Consider the following 15,402-nt stretch of genomic DNA (forward strand, 5'->3'; position numbering starts at 1 on the left):
AGCAGACACCACTCGACGCGCCCATGGGAGCCGAGCCCGCACCTTGACCAGGCGACGCCCAGCGGTCACAGCGGTGACGGGTCGTCGCGCAATCGGCTGTAGAGCCACCCGTCACGCCAGGCGCCGGCCCGGAACTCACAGGCCCGCAATACCCCCTCCAGTTGGAAGCCAGCCTTCTCCAGCGATCGTTGCTCGGCCACGTTCTCGGCATGGGTGCCGGCCTGGATGCGCTGCGCCGGGGTGTGGCTGAACAGGTAGTCGCAGAGCAGCGCCTGGGCTCGCCAGCCGAGACCCCGGCCGCGCCACTCGGGCAACAGCACGATGCCGATCTCCCAGTACGGCGCCCGCCCGCCGTACTGGCCCTGGCGATAGGTGAGGAACCCGGCCGTGACGTCGGAGGGCTCGACCTGGACGATCAGGCCGCCCACCTGCTCGCCGAGATAGCCGTCCTCGGCGAAGCGGCGGGCCGGCGCGGCGGCGTCCCGGAAACCGGCCCAGTCGAGCCCGATCAGCCCGGGTTCGACAGCGAAACGGCGTAGCATCGCCAGATCGTCCTCGGCCACCGGGCGCAGTCGTACGGTCGAGCCGGGCGCCTCGTGCACGACGCCGGCCACCAGAGGATGGGAACTGTGCATCCTCCGCACCGTAGTGACGGGCCGGGCCGCCCGCTGCCCCCGCGCCGGGCGGCTGACCGCCTAGACGGAACGCCACGAATCAGAAGGCAGCGCAGAGGCATGCGGACCCATCAGCAGCATCCCCCCGTCCACCGCCCACGACGCCCCCGTCACGTACGCCGCCGCAGGCGAGGCGAGCATCGCCACCACCGCCGCCACCTCCCGCGCGTCACCGGGCCGTCCCACCGGCACACCCGGGCGGTCCTGCGTGAACGGGTCGACGTCCTCCTGCCCGGTCATCGGCGTGGCGATCTCACCCGGGGCCACCGCGTTGACGGTGATCCCGTCGGCCGCCAGTTCCTGCGCCATCACCTTGGTGAGCAGGCCGAGCCCGCCCTTCGCCGCGCAGTACGCCGACGAGCCGACCCGGGGCGCGTGCTCGTGCACGCTGGTGATGGTGATGATCCGGCCACCTCGTCCGGCCGCGCGCATCCGCCGGGCGGCCCGCTGCGAGCACAGGAACGGCCCGTCCAGGTCGACAGCCAGCACCTCCCGCCATCTCTCCCAGCTCACGTCCACGAACGGTTCGGACAGTCCGATGCCGGCGTTGTTGACGAGCACACCCAGGCCGCCGAGCCGGTCGGCCAGCTCGTCGATGACCGCCGCCGCCTCGGGGAGCCGGGTCAGGTCCAGCTCCACCGTCTCGCAGCGGCGGCCGGTGGCGCGTACCGCGGTGGCGGTGCGGTCGGCGCCCTCCGCGTCGCCGTACCAGGTGATGCCGATGTCGTGACCGGCCTCGGCAAGCGCCAGCGCGCACGCCTTGCCGATGCCTGAGTCCGCGCCGGTGACGATCGCGACGCGGTCGTAGTCCTCGTATCGTTCGGGCATGTCCGCGCACTACCCGCGGGTGGCGACCTCAACCGGCCGGACGACCCCGGCTCGCCCGGCGGTTTCGTCGGACCCGCTCGCTAGGGTACGGGCGTGATCGCCGATGACTCCGATGCCGTGACAATCCGCTTCCTGCGCATGATGCGTGCCGAGATAGGCGCCGAACGGGTGGGCGAGGATTCGCTCGGCCGCACCGTCGACCTGGCCCGGCGCTGGTGGGGCACCGGCGCCGCCGCCGACGCGCGGCTCGCGGACGCGCTGCGCGAGCTGCACGGCGAGCCGGTCGACGTGGCCGATCCGCACGACGTGGCCGGTGCCGCGAGCGCCCTGACCGCCGACGCCGGTCTGCTCACCGAGCCGGATCCGCGCGGCGCGGCGATGGCCCGGTTCGCCGCGAACGCCCGGCGGCTGCGCACCGGCGAGATCACCCCGGCCGAGTTCGACGAGCTGATGGCGCGCGACCGCACCGACGACGCCGACGCCTGACGATCAGCTGATGGCGCGCGACGGCACCGACGCCGACGCCTGACGACGAGCCCTGCATCTGCCGGCGTTTGTCGCCGGACGCCCGGAACCTGCGCACCGGCGTCACGCCGCGCGACCGCCCGTCAGTACGCCGGCGGGTCAGCCCGTCGGGACCGGCACGGCCAACTCCGGCGCGTCAGCGGTGAGCAGCGCCGTCCGTGACGGCACGCGCCACAGCTCGGCCAGCGCCGCCGCCAAGTCGTCCAGCATCAGGCGCACGGCCGGCGCCGCTCCGTGGTGCATCGCCTCGACCACGACCAGCACCTCGGCGGTGCCTGCTCGTACCGCCGACGTGCCGCTCTGCCGGTGGCACCAGCGCCGGGCGTGCGCGTGCCCGCCCTGGTCGGCGAAGATCACCTCGCCGGGCGCGGGCTGCTCCGACTCCCCGCCGAGGCCCAGGTAGGACTCGGTGCCGTCGGCCGCGCGGACGGTCAGGTCGCCGTCGATCCCGGCCAGGTCGAGCACGGCGACCGGGACCGCGTACCGGACCGAGAGCGCGTTCCCGAGGTCCACGAGCGGGTGCAGGCGGGGCAGGTCGCCGTCGCGCCGCAACCGCCGCAGCAGCGACTCGGCCGCGCAGCGGTAGCGGGTCGGCGGGCAGCCCATCCGGGCGAACGCGCGGCGCCACGCCTGGATCTCCGGGAAGCCGCCCTCGGGCCCGGCGGCGAGCCGGTCCCGGGCGGCGCCGAGATGCCCCGCGGACAGTGGCGTGACGTCGACGTCCGGTGTGACGCCGGTGGCGTGCAGGACGCCGCAGGTCAGTTCCGGGAAGGCCGACCAGATCTCGGGGGAGTGCCGGAAACGCACAGGGAGGCTCCTTTTCGGGCGGTGGGCTGGGACGGGTCAGGCGGTGAGGGCGAGGCCGAGGCCCAGGACGAGGAATCCGCCGGCGAAGGCGTGCTGCAGCAGCGCGGTCAGCCGGGGCCGGGACAGCACGCGGCGGCGCAGTGCGCCGGCCAGGAGCGCGTACCCGGCGAACACCAGCAGCGTGACAGCCATGAACACCAGGCCGCAGGCGAGCATGCGCGCGGTGGCGGCGGGTGCGCCCGGCGGTACGAACTGCGGCAGCAGCGCCACGAAGAACACCGTCACCTTCGGGTTCAGCAGGTTCAGCAGCACCCCGTCCCGGAACACCGCCGACGTCGGACGCGGGGGCCGGTCGCCGCCGACGGTGAGCGTGCCCCGGTCGCGCAGCGCCGACCAGGCCATCCAGAGCAGGTACGCCACACCCAGCCAGGTCACCACGCGGAACGCGGGCGTGCCGGCGCGCAGCAGGGCGGCCAGGCCGGTCACCGCGGCGATCACGTGCGGGACGAGGCTGAGCGTGGCACCGGCGGCAGCGGCCAGCCCGGCCCGGCGTCCGGCGGCCACGGCGGTGGCGAGCGTGTGCATGACCCCGGTGCCGGGACTGATCGCGACGACGAGTGAGGTCAGCAGGAAGGCGGCTGTCATGAAGTCCAGCCTGTGGCCATAATGGTCCGATGGACAGGGCCAAAGCTGTCGTCATCGAGAAGTCCAAAGCGGCCGGTGCGGACTTCCTCCAGCTCGACGTCGGCGAGGCGCCCCCAGGTGGCCGCGCGGACTGGCTGGCCGCCCGGCTGCGATCGGCCATCGCCGACGGCCGGGCGCCGGTGGGCACCCGCCTGCCGGCCAGCCGGGTGCTCGCCGCCGAGCTGGGGGTCTCCCGGGGCGTGGTGACCGAGGCGTACCAGCGGCTGGCCGAGGACGGGCAGGTGGCCGGGCGTGGCCGGGCCGGAACGGTGGTGGTCGCCTCACCGGCCGCCGTGGTCACCCGGGCGCCCCGGCCCAGGAGAGCGGCGGAGGTGTTCGCCGGCCGGCCCGGCCTCGACGTCTTCGACGAGCTGCGCGCCGTACCCGCGGAGGTGGACCTGACTCCCGGCGTACCCGATCTGGCGGCCTTTCCCCGCGCGGCCTGGCTGCGGGCCGAACGGGCCGTGCTGCACCGGATGACGCCCGCCGCGCTCGCCTACGGCGACCCGGCGGGCGCGCCCGCGCTGCGGTCGGCGGTGGCGAACTGGCTGGCCCGCAGCCGGGGCGTCCGCGCCGACCCGGCCGAGGTGGTGATCGTGGCCGGGGTGTCCCAGGCGCTCGGCCTGCTCGCGCGGGTGCTGAGCGACCGGGGTACGCACACCGTCGCGGTCGAGGACCCCGGCTCGCTCGGCGTACGGCAGCACCTGGCCTATTCCGGGCTGGCGACACCGCCGGTCCCGGTGGACGACAGGGGCCTGCGCGTCGACGAGCTGGAGCGGTCCGGCGCGCCCGCCGTGCTGCTCACCCCGGCGCACCAGTTCCCGACCGGGGTGGTGCTCGACGGCGACCGGCGCCGGCGGCTGCTGCGGTGGGCGCGCGACGGCGGCCTGGTGGTGGAGGACGACTACGACGCCGAGCACCGCTACGACCGTCCGCCGGTGCCGGCGCTGCGGGGCATGGCGCCGGACCGGGTCTGCTACGTCGGCAGCATCTCGAAGCTGCTCGCGCCGGCGCTGCGGATCGGGTGGCTGCTGGTGCCGCCCGCGCTGCACGCCGACGTGGTGGCCGCGAAGCGGGCGGCCGACCTGGGCAACGCGGCGCTGGCGCAGCTCGTGCTGGCCGAGCTGATGGAGTCCGGTGCGCTGGAACGGCACCTGCGGCTGCTGCGGCACCGGCACGTACGCCGCCGGGACGCGATGATCCGCGCGGTAGGCGCGTACCTGCCGGGGGCTGTGGTGCACGGGGCGGCGGCCGGGCTGCACCTGATGGTCACGCTGCCCGGTGACGTCGACGACCGGGCGCTGGCGGCGGCGGCGCTGCGCCGGGGCGTGAAGGTCCATCCGTTGTCCTGGCACGGCCAGCGCCCGCAGCCACCCGGCCTGGTCCTCGGCTACGCGTCGACCCCGCCCTCCGACCTCGACCGCGCCCTCTCCACGGTGGCCGAGGCCCGCCGCACCCTCACCCCGCCCTGATGATCAAGGAGCTCGTGTCCGAGTCGATCTCCTCGAAGGACACGAACTCCTTGATCACGGGGGTACAGGCAGGGCGGAGGGTGGGTGGTAGAGGGCGGCCAGTGCGGTGGCGGTCTCGGACAGGCGGGCGCGCAGCGCCTCCGGGGTGAGCACCTCCACGTCGGCGCCGAGCCGGAGCAGGTCGCCGTGCGCGTGGGTGAGCGACTCGATCGGGATGACCGCGTGCACCCAGCCGGTGGCGTCGGGCGGGCCGGCGCTCGCCTCGGCGGCGGCCACGACCACGTCGCTGCCGACCTCGCGCAGCCGGGCGAACCCGCGCGGCGACAGCCGGATGCGCGCCTCGTCGCGGTGCAGGCCCGCCCGGAACTCCACCACGTGCGCGCGCCACCAGGCCGGCAGGTCGAACTCGGGCCGCTCGAACGGCTCGTCCAGCGGGGCCAGGTCGAGGATCTGGTTGACCCGGTAGGTGGCCGGGCCGGCGCGGTCCGGCCGGGCGGCGACCAGATACCAGCGCCCGCCCTTGAGCACCAGCCCGTACGGTTCGAGGACCCGGGTCGTCTCGCCCCGCCAGCCCCGGTACCGCACCCGGACCCGGTGCTGCCGCCACACCGCCTCGGCGGCCTCGGCCAGGTACGGCGACGGGTCACCGTCGGAGTACCAGCCCGGGGTGTCCAGGTGGAACCGCTGCTCCAGCCGGGCCGCCCGGTCGGCCAGCGGCGCGGGCAGCGCGGCCCGCAGCTTGAGCTGCACGGCGGCGACGACCGACTGGTAGCCCAGCTCGGCCGCCGGCCCGGGGAGCCCGGCGAAGAGCAGCCGGTCGGCCTCCTCGGCGGTCAGCCCGGTCAGCCGGGTCCGCCACCCCTCCACGAGCCGGTAGCCGCCGTCGTGCCCGGCCTCGCCGTACAGCGGGATGCCGGCGGCGTGCAGCGCCTCGACGTCCCGGTAGACGGTGCGCGCCGACACCTGGAGGCGGGCGGCCAGGTCGGCGGCGGTGAGCCGGCCGTGCGCCTGCAGGAGCAGCAGGATGGACAGGAGTCGACTGGCCCGCATTCCCCTGACACTAGCTGTCAGGGGAGCGGTCCTAGCGTGCCCGCATGGCTTTTCACGACAAGGAGCTCACAGTGCCGGGGACCGTCGAGGTGGCCGGTCGGCACGTCAAGCGCTACCACATGGACCAGCCGGACCGTCGCCTCGAACCGCGGGTGGTCGACGCCGCGTACGCGTACCTGCCGGCGCTGCTACCCGCCCCGGACGGCTCCACCCCGTCGGCGAGCTGGGTGGTGCTGCACCGGGGTGCGGACACCGGGGCGTACCTGCTGGCGTACAGCTGGTTCTTCGACAACGTGGTCGAGTGCCGGATCGCGATCGCCGGGCAGCCCGCGCTGGACTGCCCGGACGACGACCCGGCGCACTTCGTCGACCTGACCCGCCCCGGCGTCGGCTGCGTCTGGGAACTGGGCGTGCTGGAACACGAGCGCACCGCCTGGATCCGGCACGTGCTCGCACCGGACCGGCCGGATCTCGCCGGCTACCTGGCCGACGCCCGGGCCGAGGGGCCGGTGGGGTTCTGATGGGAGACTTCGACTTCCTCGTCGGCACCTGGGACGTGACCAACCGGCGCCTGCGGCAGCGCCACGTCGGCGGCGACGACTGGGACGAGTTCGCCGGTGTCAGCGAGGCGCGCTCGTTCTTCGACGGCGCGGGCAGCTTCGACGAGATGCGCTGCCCGAGCCGGGGCTTCTCCGGCTCCTCGGTGCGCATCCTGAACCCGTCGACCGGGCTGTGGTCGATCTACTGGATGCACAGCGCGCGGGGCGTGCTGGAGCTGCCGCCGGTGGTCGGCCGGTTCACCGGCGGCGTCGGTGAGTTCTACGCCGACGACACCGACGAGGGGCGGCCGGTGCGCTGCCGGTTCCTCTGGTCGGCGATCACCGCCGGCTCCTGCCGCTGGGAGCAGGCCTTCTCCACCGACGGGGAACGCACCTGGGAGACGAACTGGGTCATGGACTTCCGCCGGGCGGCGTGACCGGCGGCGTGGTGGTGCGGTAGATCGCGGTCAGCCACACGTCGAGCAGCACGTCCACCACATCCCGCTCGGCCACCGCCGGGCCGTCCCCGGCGAACGTGGCGTACCAGACGCGCTCGTTCATCGAGTTCAGCGCGATGGCGAGGTCCCGGGCGGGCAGCCCGTCCGGGGCCGCGCCGCGGGCGCGTTCGGCCTCGATCGCGGCCTGCACCGCGCGGACCCAGCGTTCCAGCACCTCGGCCCAGAGCCGCCGCACCTCGGCGTTGGTGCCGCGCACCTGGGCGCAGGCCAGCACCACGTCGCGGTGCCCGCCGAACGTGGCGTGGAACCGGGCGATCAGCTCCCGCCAGTGGGCGCGCGGATCCTCGGCGAGCCGCTCGAACAGGCCACCGGCGGCGGCGTCGGCCTCTTCGGTGACCCGGTCGAGCAGCGTGAGCAGCACCGCGTCCTTGGACGGGAAGTAGAAGTAGAACGTGGGCCGGGAGATCCCCGCGCCGCGCGCCAGGTCGTCGATGGAGATGTCGGCGAAGGGACGCTCGGCCAGCAATCGCTCGGCAGTGGCCAGGATCGCGGTCTCCCGGTCGTCGCCGGTGGACCGGCCGGCCCGCCGCCCGCGCGTCGGCGCGGCGCCGGTCGGCGTACGGGCGGTCGTCATGCCGGCAGATGCTACACCCGCTCGACACCCTGTCGATTCGACTCGACATGGTGTTGACTGCGGTCGACGGCGATGGATAGTGTCCGGTCCACCGCCGGTGCGAACGGGAGAAACCGATGGCCGCAGACCACGTCGACGTCCTCATCGTCGGGGCCGGCCTGTCCGGCATCGGCGCCGCCGTCCACCTCGGACGCGAATGCCCCGGCAAGACCTACGCGGTGCTGGAGGCCCGGGGTGCCATCGGCGGCACCTGGGACCTGTTCCGCTACCCGGGCATCCGCTCCGACTCCGACATGTACACCCTCGGCTACTCGTTCAAGCCGTGGACCGACCCGAAGGCCATCGCCGACGGCGACTCCATCCGGGCGTACGTGCGGCAGACCGCCCGCGAGTACGACGTGGAACGGCACATCCGCTTCCACCACCGGGCGGTACGCGCCGAGTGGGACAGCGCCACCGCGCGCTGGACCGTCCACGCCCACCGCGACGACACCGGCGAGGACGTCACCGTCACCTGCGGGTTCCTGTTCACCAACTCCGGCTACTACCGCTACGACGAGGGCTACACGCCGCGGTTCCCCGGCGTCGAGAGGTACGCCGGCACGCTCGTGCACCCGCAGCACTGGCCCGAGCACCTGGACTACGCCGGCAAGCGGGTCGTGGTGATCGGCAGCGGCGCCACCGCCGTCACACTGGTCCCGGCCATGGCCGAGCGGGCCGCCCACGTCACCATGCTCCAGCGCTCACCCACGTACGTGATCGCGCTGCCCTCGCGCGACCCGTTCGCCGACGCCGCGCGGCGCTGGCTGCCCCCGAAGGCCGCGTACGCGGTGGCCCGGTGGAAGAACGTCACGCTCGGCGTGGCGAACTTCCAGCTCAGCCGCCGCGCCCCCGGCGTGGTGAAGCGGTTCCTGCGCCGCGCCGCGAAGGGCCGGCTCCCGTCCGGGTACGACGTCGACAGGCACTTCTCGCCCCGCTACAACCCGTGGGACCAGCGGCTCTGCGTGGTGCCGGACGGGGACCTGTTCGCCGCGCTGAGCGCCGGCCGCGCGTCGGTGGTCACCGACACCATCGACACGTTCACCGAGCACGGCATCCGGCTCGCCTCCGGCGAGGAACTGCCCGCCGACGTGGTGGTCACCGCCACCGGCCTCAACCTGCTCGCGCTCGGCGGCATGACGCTGGTGGTCGACGGCGCCGAGGTCGACCTCGCCTCGACTGTGGCCTACAAGGGCATGATGCTCTCCGGCGTGCCGAACTTCGCCATGACCATCGGCTACACGAACGCCTCCTGGACGCTGAAGGCCGACCTCGTCGCCACGTACGTCTGCCGGCTGCTGCGCCACCTCGACGACACCGGGCGGCAGATCGTCACGCCGCTCGCCCCGGACACCGACGACCTGGTGCCGATCATCGACCTGCAGTCCGGCTACGTGCTGCGCGCCGTCGACCAGCTGCCCAAGCAGGGGCCGGAGGCGCCGTGGCGGCTGCACCAGAACTATCCCCGCGACGTACGCCTGATGCGGCACGGCCCGCTCACCGACGGCGTCCGGTTCGACCGCGCCGGCGTACCCGCCACGGCGGCCACCACCTCGGGAGGAACCGATGCGTGACCTCGTCTTCCCCGGCGGCACGGCGGTGCTCACCGGCGCGGCGAGCGGCATCGGCGCGGCGCTGGCCCACGGGCTTGCCCGGCGCGGCGCCGACCTGGTGCTGCTCGACCGGGACGCCGACGGCCTGGCCGCCACCGTCGCCGCGATCAGGGCCGCGTACCCGGACCGGCGGGTGGAGACCCACGTGGTCGACCTGGCCGACGCCGACGCCACCGACCGGGTCGCCGCCGAAATTCACAGCGCGCATCCCCGGATCCGGCTGCTGATCAACAACGCCGGGGTGGCGCTGGGCGGGCGCTTCGACCAGGTCACAGTGGAGGAGTTCCTCTGGGTCATCGAGATCAACTTCCGGGCGGTGGTGCGCCTGACCCACGCGCTGCTGCCCGCGCTCAAGGCCGAACCCGGCGCCCACCTGGTGAACGTGTCCAGCCTGTTCGGGCTGATCGCCCCCGCCGGGCAGGCCGCGTACGCGGCGAGCAAGTTCGCCGTACGCGGCTTCACCGAGGCGCTGCGGCACGAGCTCGCCGACGACGGCGTCGGGGTCACCTCGGTGCACCCGGGCGGCATCCGCACCCGGATCGCCGCCAGCGCCCGCGTCGGCAGCGGCGTGGCCCTCGACGAGTACGAGGCCGGGCGCAGGCAGTTCGAGAAGCTGCTCACCATCGACCCGGCCACCGCCGCCGAGGTGATCCTGCGCGGCGCCCAGCGACGCCGCGGCCGGGTGCTGATCGGCTGGTCGGCGAAGCTGCCCGACCTGCTCGCCCGCCTCGCACCCGCCGGGTACGGCCGGGTGCTGGCCCTGGCCATGCGCCAGTCCCGCCCGGTGGCCACCGTCGCCGAGGTGCCGGCCCCACGGACCGAGGAGGCCGCGCGGGAACCCGGACGCACGGCGTGACGGTGGCCCTCCCGCCGGCCGGCGCGCGCACCGTCGACGGCCGGCGCGTGCGCTGCCGGATCAGCGGCGACGGGCCGCCCGTGGTGTTGCTGCACGGCATCGGCCGTACCCTCGACGACTTCACCACCCTGCACACGGCGCTGGCCCGCGACCACCTGGTGCTCGCGGTGGACCTGCCCGGGCACGGCGGCTCCGCGCCGCTGGACGGCCCGCACACGCTCCCGGCGCTGGCCGCCGCGGTGGCCCGCTTCCTGGACGTGGCAGGGGTGACCGGCCCGGCGCACCTGGTCGGCAACTCCCTCGGCGGGGCGGTGGCGATGCGCCTGGCCGCCGACGCGCCGCAGCGCGTCGCCAGCCTGGCGTTGCTCAACAGCGCCGGCTTCGGCCGCGAGGTGACTGTGGCGCTGCGGCTGCTGGCGGTACGCCCGCTGGCCCGGCTGCTGCTGCGCCCGCACCCGGGGATCGTCCGCCGCACCGAACGGGCGATCTTCTTCGACCCGGCGTACGTCACCGAGGAGCGGCTCGCCACAGCGCTCGCGGTGGCCCGGCAGCCGCACGCCGCCCGGGTGATGCTGGAGCTGGTCCGCGACCTGGGCACCTGGCGCGGCGTACGCCCGCAGTGGCGCGCCGACCTGCTCGACGCGGTGGCCGCGCTCGGCCTGCCCACGCTTCTCGTCTGGGGCGAGCGTGACCTGGTCCTGCCCGCCGCGCACCTGGCGTACGCCCGCACCCGGCTGCCGGACGCGCGCTCCCACCTGTTCCGCGACACCGGGCACATGCCGCAGATCGAGCGGACCGCCGAGGTGGAGGCGCTGCTGCGGGAGCTGTGGGCCTGACCGTGGCCTGCGCCACTGTCCCGGCCCGCGCCGGGTCGTCCGGGCGACCCGGGGAGCAAGCTTAGATACATGACGCATCCCAGCCGGACCGCGCCCTCCGCCGCCGAGCGGGCGTACCGGCACCTCAAGCAGGCCATCCTGGAACAGGTCTACCCGGGCGGCCAGCTCGTCAGCGAGGGCGAGATCGCCGAGGCGACGGGGGTGTCCCGCACTCCGGTCCGGGAGGCGCTGCTGCGGCTGGAGACCGAAGGGCTGGTCAAGCTCTACCCGAAGCGCGGCGCGCTGATCCGGCCGGTGTCGGCCCGGGAGATCGCCGACGTCATCGAGGCCCGCCGACTGGTCGAACTGCACGCCGCCGACCGGGTCTGGCCGCGCCGGGCCGCGCTGCGCGCCGACCTGGCCCGCTGGCTGGACGAGATGCGCCGCGCGCACGCCGCCGGTGACCTCACCGCCCTGATGGCCGCCGACCGCTCGTTCCACGCGGCGGTGGTCGAGGCCGCCGGCAACGAGATCCTGGCCGAGCTGTACCACCGGCTGCGCGACAGGCAGCTCCGCATGGGGGAGGCGAGCTTCCGGCTCTCACCCGGCTGGGCCGAGGTCGCCCTCACCGAGCACGCCGGCCAGCTCGCCGCGCTCGACGGCGACGACCCGCAGGCGTGGCACGACGCGGTCGCCGCACACATCGACACCGCCGCGCGGATGCTCGGGACGCTGCGGTGAACGCGGGTCGCCGCCCCGCCGCCCTGGTGTACGCGGTGGCCGTCACCGCCTATCTGACGGCCGTGTTCCACCGCAGCTCCCTCGGCGTGACCGGGGTCGACGCGGCGGACCGCTTCCACATCAACGCCGCCGCGCTCGCCACGTTCTCCGTCGCCCAGCTCGCCGTCTACGCCGCCATGCAGGTGCCGGTCGGGGTGCTGCTGGACCGGTACGGCTCACGCCGGCTGCTGCTGGCCGGTGGCGCGCTCATGGTGGCCGGGCAGCTCCTGTTCGCGGTGGCCGGCGACGTACCGGCCGCCGTCGCCGCCCGGGTGCTCGTCGGCCTCGGTGACGCGATGACGTTCATCAGCGTGCTGCGCATCGTCGCGTTCTGGTTCCCCGGCCGGCGCAACCCGCTGCTGGTGCAGCTCACCGGCACCGTCGGCCAGCTCGGTGCGGTGCTCGGGGCCGTACCCCTGGTGCTGCTGCTGCACCGCGCGGGCTGGACCCCGGCGTTCCTGACCGCCGCGGCGCTCGGCGCCACGGTGGTGCTGCTGGTCCTCGTCGCGGTACGCGACACCCCGCACGCCGAGCACGCCACCGCGCTCGCCCCCGACCTGGCCACCGTACGGCGGCAGCTCGCCGACGCCTGGGCACAGCCCGGCACGCGGCTGGGCCTGTGGACACACTTCGTCACCCAGTTCTCCGGCGCGGTGTTCGCGTTGCTGTGGGGATACCCGTTCCTCGTACAGGGGCAGGGGTTCTCGCCGACCGCGGCAGCCGGGATGCTCACCCTGATGACAGTGGTGACGCTCGTGTGCGGGCCGGTGATCGCGCACCTGTGCTCGCGCCACCCGTTCCACCGCTCGGTGGTGGTCTTCGCGATCACCGCCGCCACCGCCGGGGTGTGGGCGGTGGTCCTGGCCTGGCCCGGCCGCGCCCCGCACTGGCTGCTGGTGGCGCTCGTGGTGGTGCTCGCGGTCAACGGCCCCGGCTCGATGATCGGGTTCGACTACGCCCGCACGTTCAACCCGGTGCACCGCATCGGCAGTGCCACCGGCATCGTCAACGTCGGCGGCTTCGTCGCCTCGATCGCGCTGATCCTGGCCGTCGGCCTGGTGCTCGACCTGGCCACCCCGGCCGGGCGGGACGCGCCGCCGCTGTCCGCGTTCCGCTGGGCGTTCGCCGTGCAGTTCCTGCTCTGGGCGCTCGGCGCGGTGCAGGTGCTGCGCTACCGCAACGCCGCCCGTCGCCGGCTCGCCGGGCAGCGGGCCGCCGCCGCGGTCCCGGCGGCGGCCTGAGTACGCGGGCAGCCGGGCGCGGTTTCGGCGCGGCCGGCTCAGGGCCGGTGCCGCACCAGCGAATCGAGCACCAGGGTCAGCCCCGCGCCGACCAGCCACACGTCCTTGGCCAGGCCGATGCCCTCCTGGCTCGGCCGGAGGCTGCTGCCCTCGCGCATACCCGGCGTCTTCAGGTAGAGCTGCACCAGGCCCGCGCCGAACGCGGTGAGCGCTGCCCCGGCCAGCAGCGACGGGACGAACGGGGCGAGCAGCGCCGCGCCGAGCGCGACCTCGCCCCGCGACAGCAGCACGGCGAACCGGTCCGGCGGGATCTGCCGCAACTGCGGCATCGCGCCGGCCGCCATGCCGTGCATGCCCGCGGCGGCCTCACCCTCCAGGCCCCGCTTGCCCAGCCCGGAGTTCAGGATGTACGCGCCGATGGCGACCCGCAGCGGAGCATGCGACAGCCTCATGATCACTCCCGTCCCACCTGGTAGAACCGGCACACCGGGTACCCGGTCATGACCAGGACAATCCGCCGGGCTTCATTGGTTCGCCCGTCATGATCAGCGGTAGGTTCTGGGTGCAGACGCATGCAACGAAGGAGGCACCGTGAGCCAGGAAGTCCGGGGAGTCGTGTCGCGGCGCAAGGGCGCGCCCGTGGAGGTCACCACCATCGTGGTGCCGGACCCGGGGCCGGGCGAGGCGGTGGTCCGCATCCAGTCGTGCGGCGTCTGCCACACCGACCTGCACTACCGCGAGGGCGGCATCAACGACGACTACCCGTTCCTGCTCGGCCACGAGGCCGCCGGCATCGTGGAGCAGGTGGGCGACGGCGTCACCGACGTGGCGCCCGGCGACTTCGTGGTGCTCAACTGGCGCGCGGTCTGCGGGCAGTGCCGGGCCTGCCGCCGCGGCCGCCCGTGGTACTGCTTCGCCACCCACAACGCGACGCAGAAGATGACGCTCACCGACGGCACCGAGCTGACGCCCGCGCTCGGCATCGGCGCGTTCGCCGAGAAGACGCTCGTCCACGCCGGGCAGTGCACGAAGGTCGACCCGTCGGCCCGGCCGGCGGCGGTCGGCCTGCTCGGCTGCGGCGTGATGGCCGGTCTCGGCGCGGCCATGAACACCGGCAACGTGACCCGGGGCGACTCGGTCGCGGTGATCGGCTGCGGCGGTGTCGGCGACGCGGCGGTGGCCGGCGCGGCCCTGGCCGGCGCGACCACGATCATCGCGGTGGACACCGACTCCCGCAAGCTCGACTGGGCGCGCAAGTTCGGCGCCACCCACACCGTCAACGCCTCCGAGGACGACGCGGTGGAGGCCATCCGCGCGGCCACCGGCGGCTTCGGCGCCGACGTGGTGATCGACGCGGTCGGCCGTCCGGAGACGTGGAAGCAGGCGTTCTACGCCCGCGACCTGGCCGGCACCGTCGTGCTGGTCGGCGTGCCGACCCCGGAGATGACAGTCGACCTGCCGCTGCTGGACGTCTTCGGCCGCGGCGGCGCGCTCAAGTCCAGCTGGTACGGCGACTGCCTGCCCAGCCGCGACTTCCCGATGCTCACCGAGCTGTACCGGCAGGGCCGGCTGGACCTGGACGCCTTCGTCACCGAGGAGATCGCCCTCGACCAGGTCGAGGAGGCGTTCGCCCGGATGCACCACGGCGACGTGCTGCGCTCGGTGGTGGTCTTCCCGTGACCGCCCGCGTCGACCACGCCGTCACCTCCGGCACGTTCTCGCTCGACGGCCAGACGTTCGACGTGGACAACAACGTCTGGGTGGTCGGCGACGACGCCGAGTGCGTCGTCCTCGACGCGCCGCACGACGTGGCCGCCATCGGAGAGGTGATCGGTGACCGGCGGGTGGTGGCGATCATCGCCACTCACGCCCACGACGATCACGTCCGGGTCGCGCCCGAACTGGCCCGGGCCACCGGCGCGCCGGTGCTGCTGCACCCGGCCGACCGGGTGCTGTGGGACATGGTGCACCCGGACACGGCACCGGACGGCGAGCTGACCGACGGGCAGACGATCACCGTCGGCGGCACCACGCTGCGGGTGCTGCACACGCCGGGTCACAGCCCCGGCGCGTGCAGCCTGTACGCCCCCGACCTCGGCACGGTCTTCACCGGCGACACCCTGTTCGCCGGGGGACCGGGCGCCACCGGGCGGTCGTACAGCGACTTCGGCACCATCGTCGAGTCGATCCGTACCCGGCTGCTCACGCTGCCGCCGGAGACGGTGGTGCACACCGGGCACGGCGACGACACCACGATCGGGGCCGAGGCGCCGCACCTGGACGAGTGGATCGTCCGGGGCCACTGAGGACCGCACACCCCGCGCGGGTCCGGCCGGAGTGATCCGGTCCGGGCCCGCGCGGCGTCTCCCGGCCCCGGCGGGGCGCCG

The 15,402-nt window shown here is 74.5% G+C and carries 18 protein-coding genes; 11 read left to right on the forward strand and 7 right to left on the reverse strand.

The features are described from left to right. Window positions 1-65: 65 nt before the first annotated feature. A complete protein-coding gene (locus tag ACPCK6_RS23775) occupies window positions 66-635 on the reverse strand; it encodes a GNAT family N-acetyltransferase (RefSeq protein WP_423482275.1) in 570 nt (189 codons plus the stop codon). Window positions 636-695: 60 nt separating this feature from the next. After that, entirely contained in the window at window positions 696-1,502 is an 807-nt protein-coding gene (locus tag ACPCK6_RS23780; RefSeq protein ID WP_423482276.1) for an SDR family oxidoreductase, read from the reverse strand. A gap of 93 nt (window positions 1,503-1,595) precedes the next feature. On the opposite strand from ACPCK6_RS23780, the gene ACPCK6_RS23785 reads away from it, so the two are divergent. After that, window positions 1,596-1,988: a hypothetical protein gene (locus ACPCK6_RS23785; protein ID WP_396884418.1), complete on the forward strand. Its 393-nt coding sequence runs from the start codon at window positions 1,596-1,598 to the stop codon at window positions 1,986-1,988. Between the two features lie 138 nt (window positions 1,989-2,126). Here ACPCK6_RS23785 and ACPCK6_RS23790 read toward each other — a convergent pair whose 3' ends face one another. Then, window positions 2,127-2,834, reverse strand: a complete 708-nt coding sequence (locus ACPCK6_RS23790) for a B3/B4 domain-containing protein (RefSeq protein WP_423482277.1) — start codon at window positions 2,832-2,834, stop codon at window positions 2,127-2,129. Window positions 2,835-2,870: 36 nt separating this feature from the next. Further along, complete coding sequence (locus ACPCK6_RS23795; RefSeq protein ID WP_423482278.1) at window positions 2,871-3,479, reverse strand: LysE family translocator; 609 nt, start codon at window positions 3,477-3,479, stop codon at window positions 2,871-2,873. Between the two features lie 29 nt (window positions 3,480-3,508). Between ACPCK6_RS23795 and pdxR the strand changes: the two genes are divergently transcribed. Beyond that, a complete protein-coding gene (gene pdxR, locus ACPCK6_RS23800) occupies window positions 3,509-4,990 on the forward strand; it encodes a MocR-like pyridoxine biosynthesis transcription factor PdxR (protein ID WP_396884421.1) in 1,482 nt (493 codons plus the stop codon). A gap of 54 nt (window positions 4,991-5,044) precedes the next feature. Here the strand turns inward: pdxR and ACPCK6_RS23805 are convergent, their stop codons facing one another. After that, window positions 5,045-6,040: a helix-turn-helix transcriptional regulator gene (locus tag ACPCK6_RS23805; RefSeq protein WP_423482279.1), complete on the reverse strand. Its 996-nt coding sequence runs from the start codon at window positions 6,038-6,040 to the stop codon at window positions 5,045-5,047. Between the two features lie 44 nt (window positions 6,041-6,084). On the opposite strand from ACPCK6_RS23805, the gene ACPCK6_RS23810 reads away from it, so the two are divergent. Then, window positions 6,085-6,561, forward strand: a complete 477-nt coding sequence (locus ACPCK6_RS23810; RefSeq protein WP_396884423.1) for a hypothetical protein — start codon at window positions 6,085-6,087, stop codon at window positions 6,559-6,561. Next, entirely contained in the window at window positions 6,561-7,016 is a 456-nt protein-coding gene (locus tag ACPCK6_RS23815; protein WP_396884424.1) for a hypothetical protein, read from the forward strand. The genes ACPCK6_RS23810 and ACPCK6_RS23815 overlap by 1 nt, the downstream gene beginning before the upstream one ends. Here the strand turns inward: ACPCK6_RS23815 and ACPCK6_RS23820 are convergent. After that, window positions 6,991-7,671 carry a TetR/AcrR family transcriptional regulator gene (locus ACPCK6_RS23820; protein ID WP_396884426.1) on the reverse strand — a complete coding sequence of 227 codons (681 nt, stop codon included), beginning with the start codon at window positions 7,669-7,671 and terminating at the stop codon, window positions 6,991-6,993. The genes ACPCK6_RS23815 and ACPCK6_RS23820 overlap by 26 nt on opposite strands. Before the next feature lie 116 nt (window positions 7,672-7,787). On the opposite strand from ACPCK6_RS23820, the gene ACPCK6_RS23825 reads away from it, so the two are divergent. From ACPCK6_RS23825 to ACPCK6_RS23845, 5 genes are all read left to right on the forward strand, one after another. Beyond that, window positions 7,788-9,284 carry a flavin-containing monooxygenase gene (locus ACPCK6_RS23825; protein ID WP_423482280.1) on the forward strand — a complete coding sequence of 499 codons (1,497 nt, stop codon included), beginning with the start codon at window positions 7,788-7,790 and terminating at the stop codon, window positions 9,282-9,284. After that, window positions 9,277-10,179, forward strand: coding sequence for an SDR family NAD(P)-dependent oxidoreductase (locus ACPCK6_RS23830; RefSeq protein ID WP_423482281.1), 903 nt, complete (start codon window positions 9,277-9,279; stop codon window positions 10,177-10,179). Before ACPCK6_RS23825 ends, ACPCK6_RS23830 begins: the two co-directional genes overlap by 8 nt. Beyond that, on the forward strand, window positions 10,176-11,015 hold the full coding sequence (locus ACPCK6_RS23835; RefSeq protein ID WP_423482282.1) for an alpha/beta fold hydrolase: 840 nt from the start codon (window positions 10,176-10,178) through the stop codon (window positions 11,013-11,015). Before ACPCK6_RS23830 ends, ACPCK6_RS23835 begins: the two co-directional genes overlap by 4 nt. A gap of 69 nt (window positions 11,016-11,084) precedes the next feature. Then, window positions 11,085-11,735, forward strand: a complete 651-nt coding sequence (locus tag ACPCK6_RS23840; RefSeq protein WP_396884430.1) for a GntR family transcriptional regulator — start codon at window positions 11,085-11,087, stop codon at window positions 11,733-11,735. Further along, a complete protein-coding gene (locus tag ACPCK6_RS23845) occupies window positions 11,732-13,015 on the forward strand; it encodes an MFS transporter (RefSeq protein WP_423482283.1) in 1,284 nt (427 codons plus the stop codon). Before ACPCK6_RS23840 ends, ACPCK6_RS23845 begins: the two co-directional genes overlap by 4 nt. Window positions 13,016-13,053: 38 nt before the next feature. On the opposite strand, the gene ACPCK6_RS23850 is transcribed toward ACPCK6_RS23845, so the two are convergent. Further along, a complete protein-coding gene (locus ACPCK6_RS23850) occupies window positions 13,054-13,467 on the reverse strand; it encodes a hypothetical protein (protein ID WP_013476735.1) in 414 nt (137 codons plus the stop codon). Between the two features lie 139 nt (window positions 13,468-13,606). On the opposite strand from ACPCK6_RS23850, the gene ACPCK6_RS23855 reads away from it, so the two are divergent. Both ACPCK6_RS23855 and ACPCK6_RS23860 read left to right on the forward strand, forming a co-directional pair. Next, on the forward strand, window positions 13,607-14,695 hold the full coding sequence (locus ACPCK6_RS23855) for an S-(hydroxymethyl)mycothiol dehydrogenase (RefSeq protein ID WP_013286410.1): 1,089 nt from the start codon (window positions 13,607-13,609) through the stop codon (window positions 14,693-14,695). Further along, window positions 14,692-15,321, forward strand: a complete 630-nt coding sequence (locus ACPCK6_RS23860) for an MBL fold metallo-hydrolase (protein ID WP_396884433.1) — start codon at window positions 14,692-14,694, stop codon at window positions 15,319-15,321. The genes ACPCK6_RS23855 and ACPCK6_RS23860 overlap by 4 nt, the downstream gene beginning before the upstream one ends. Window positions 15,322-15,402 lie beyond the last annotated feature (81 nt).

The sequence above is a fragment of the Micromonospora sp. AB353 genome (assembly GCF_049538395.1).
In the GTDB taxonomy this organism is placed as follows: domain Bacteria; phylum Actinomycetota; class Actinomycetes; order Mycobacteriales; family Micromonosporaceae; genus Micromonospora; species Micromonospora aurantiaca.

What these genes read in the sequence shown, in the direction of transcription:
- ACPCK6_RS23775 (WP_423482275.1), bottom strand. Translation starts at nt 635, where the DNA reads ATGCACAGTTCCCATCCTCTGGTGGCCGGCGTCGTGCACGAGGCGCCC.
- ACPCK6_RS23780 (WP_423482276.1), bottom strand. Translation starts at nt 1,502, where the DNA reads ATGCCCGAACGATACGAGGACTACGACCGCGTCGCGATCGTCACCGGC.
- ACPCK6_RS23795 (WP_423482278.1), bottom strand. Translation starts at nt 3,479, where the DNA reads ATGACAGCCGCCTTCCTGCTGACCTCACTCGTCGTCGCGATCAGTCCC.
- pdxR (WP_396884421.1), top strand. Translation starts at nt 3,509, where the DNA reads ATGGACAGGGCCAAAGCTGTCGTCATCGAGAAGTCCAAAGCGGCCGGT.
- ACPCK6_RS23805 (WP_423482279.1), bottom strand. Translation starts at nt 6,040, where the DNA reads ATGCGGGCCAGTCGACTCCTGTCCATCCTGCTGCTCCTGCAGGCGCAC.
- ACPCK6_RS23810 (WP_396884423.1), top strand. Translation starts at nt 6,085, where the DNA reads ATGGCTTTTCACGACAAGGAGCTCACAGTGCCGGGGACCGTCGAGGTG.
- ACPCK6_RS23815 (WP_396884424.1), top strand. Translation starts at nt 6,561, where the DNA reads ATGGGAGACTTCGACTTCCTCGTCGGCACCTGGGACGTGACCAACCGG.
- ACPCK6_RS23820 (WP_396884426.1), bottom strand. Translation starts at nt 7,671, where the DNA reads ATGACGACCGCCCGTACGCCGACCGGCGCCGCGCCGACGCGCGGGCGG.
- ACPCK6_RS23825 (WP_423482280.1), top strand. Translation starts at nt 7,788, where the DNA reads ATGGCCGCAGACCACGTCGACGTCCTCATCGTCGGGGCCGGCCTGTCC.
- ACPCK6_RS23830 (WP_423482281.1), top strand. Translation starts at nt 9,277, where the DNA reads ATGCGTGACCTCGTCTTCCCCGGCGGCACGGCGGTGCTCACCGGCGCG.
- ACPCK6_RS23840 (WP_396884430.1), top strand. Translation starts at nt 11,085, where the DNA reads ATGACGCATCCCAGCCGGACCGCGCCCTCCGCCGCCGAGCGGGCGTAC.
- ACPCK6_RS23850 (WP_013476735.1), bottom strand. Translation starts at nt 13,467, where the DNA reads ATGAGGCTGTCGCATGCTCCGCTGCGGGTCGCCATCGGCGCGTACATC.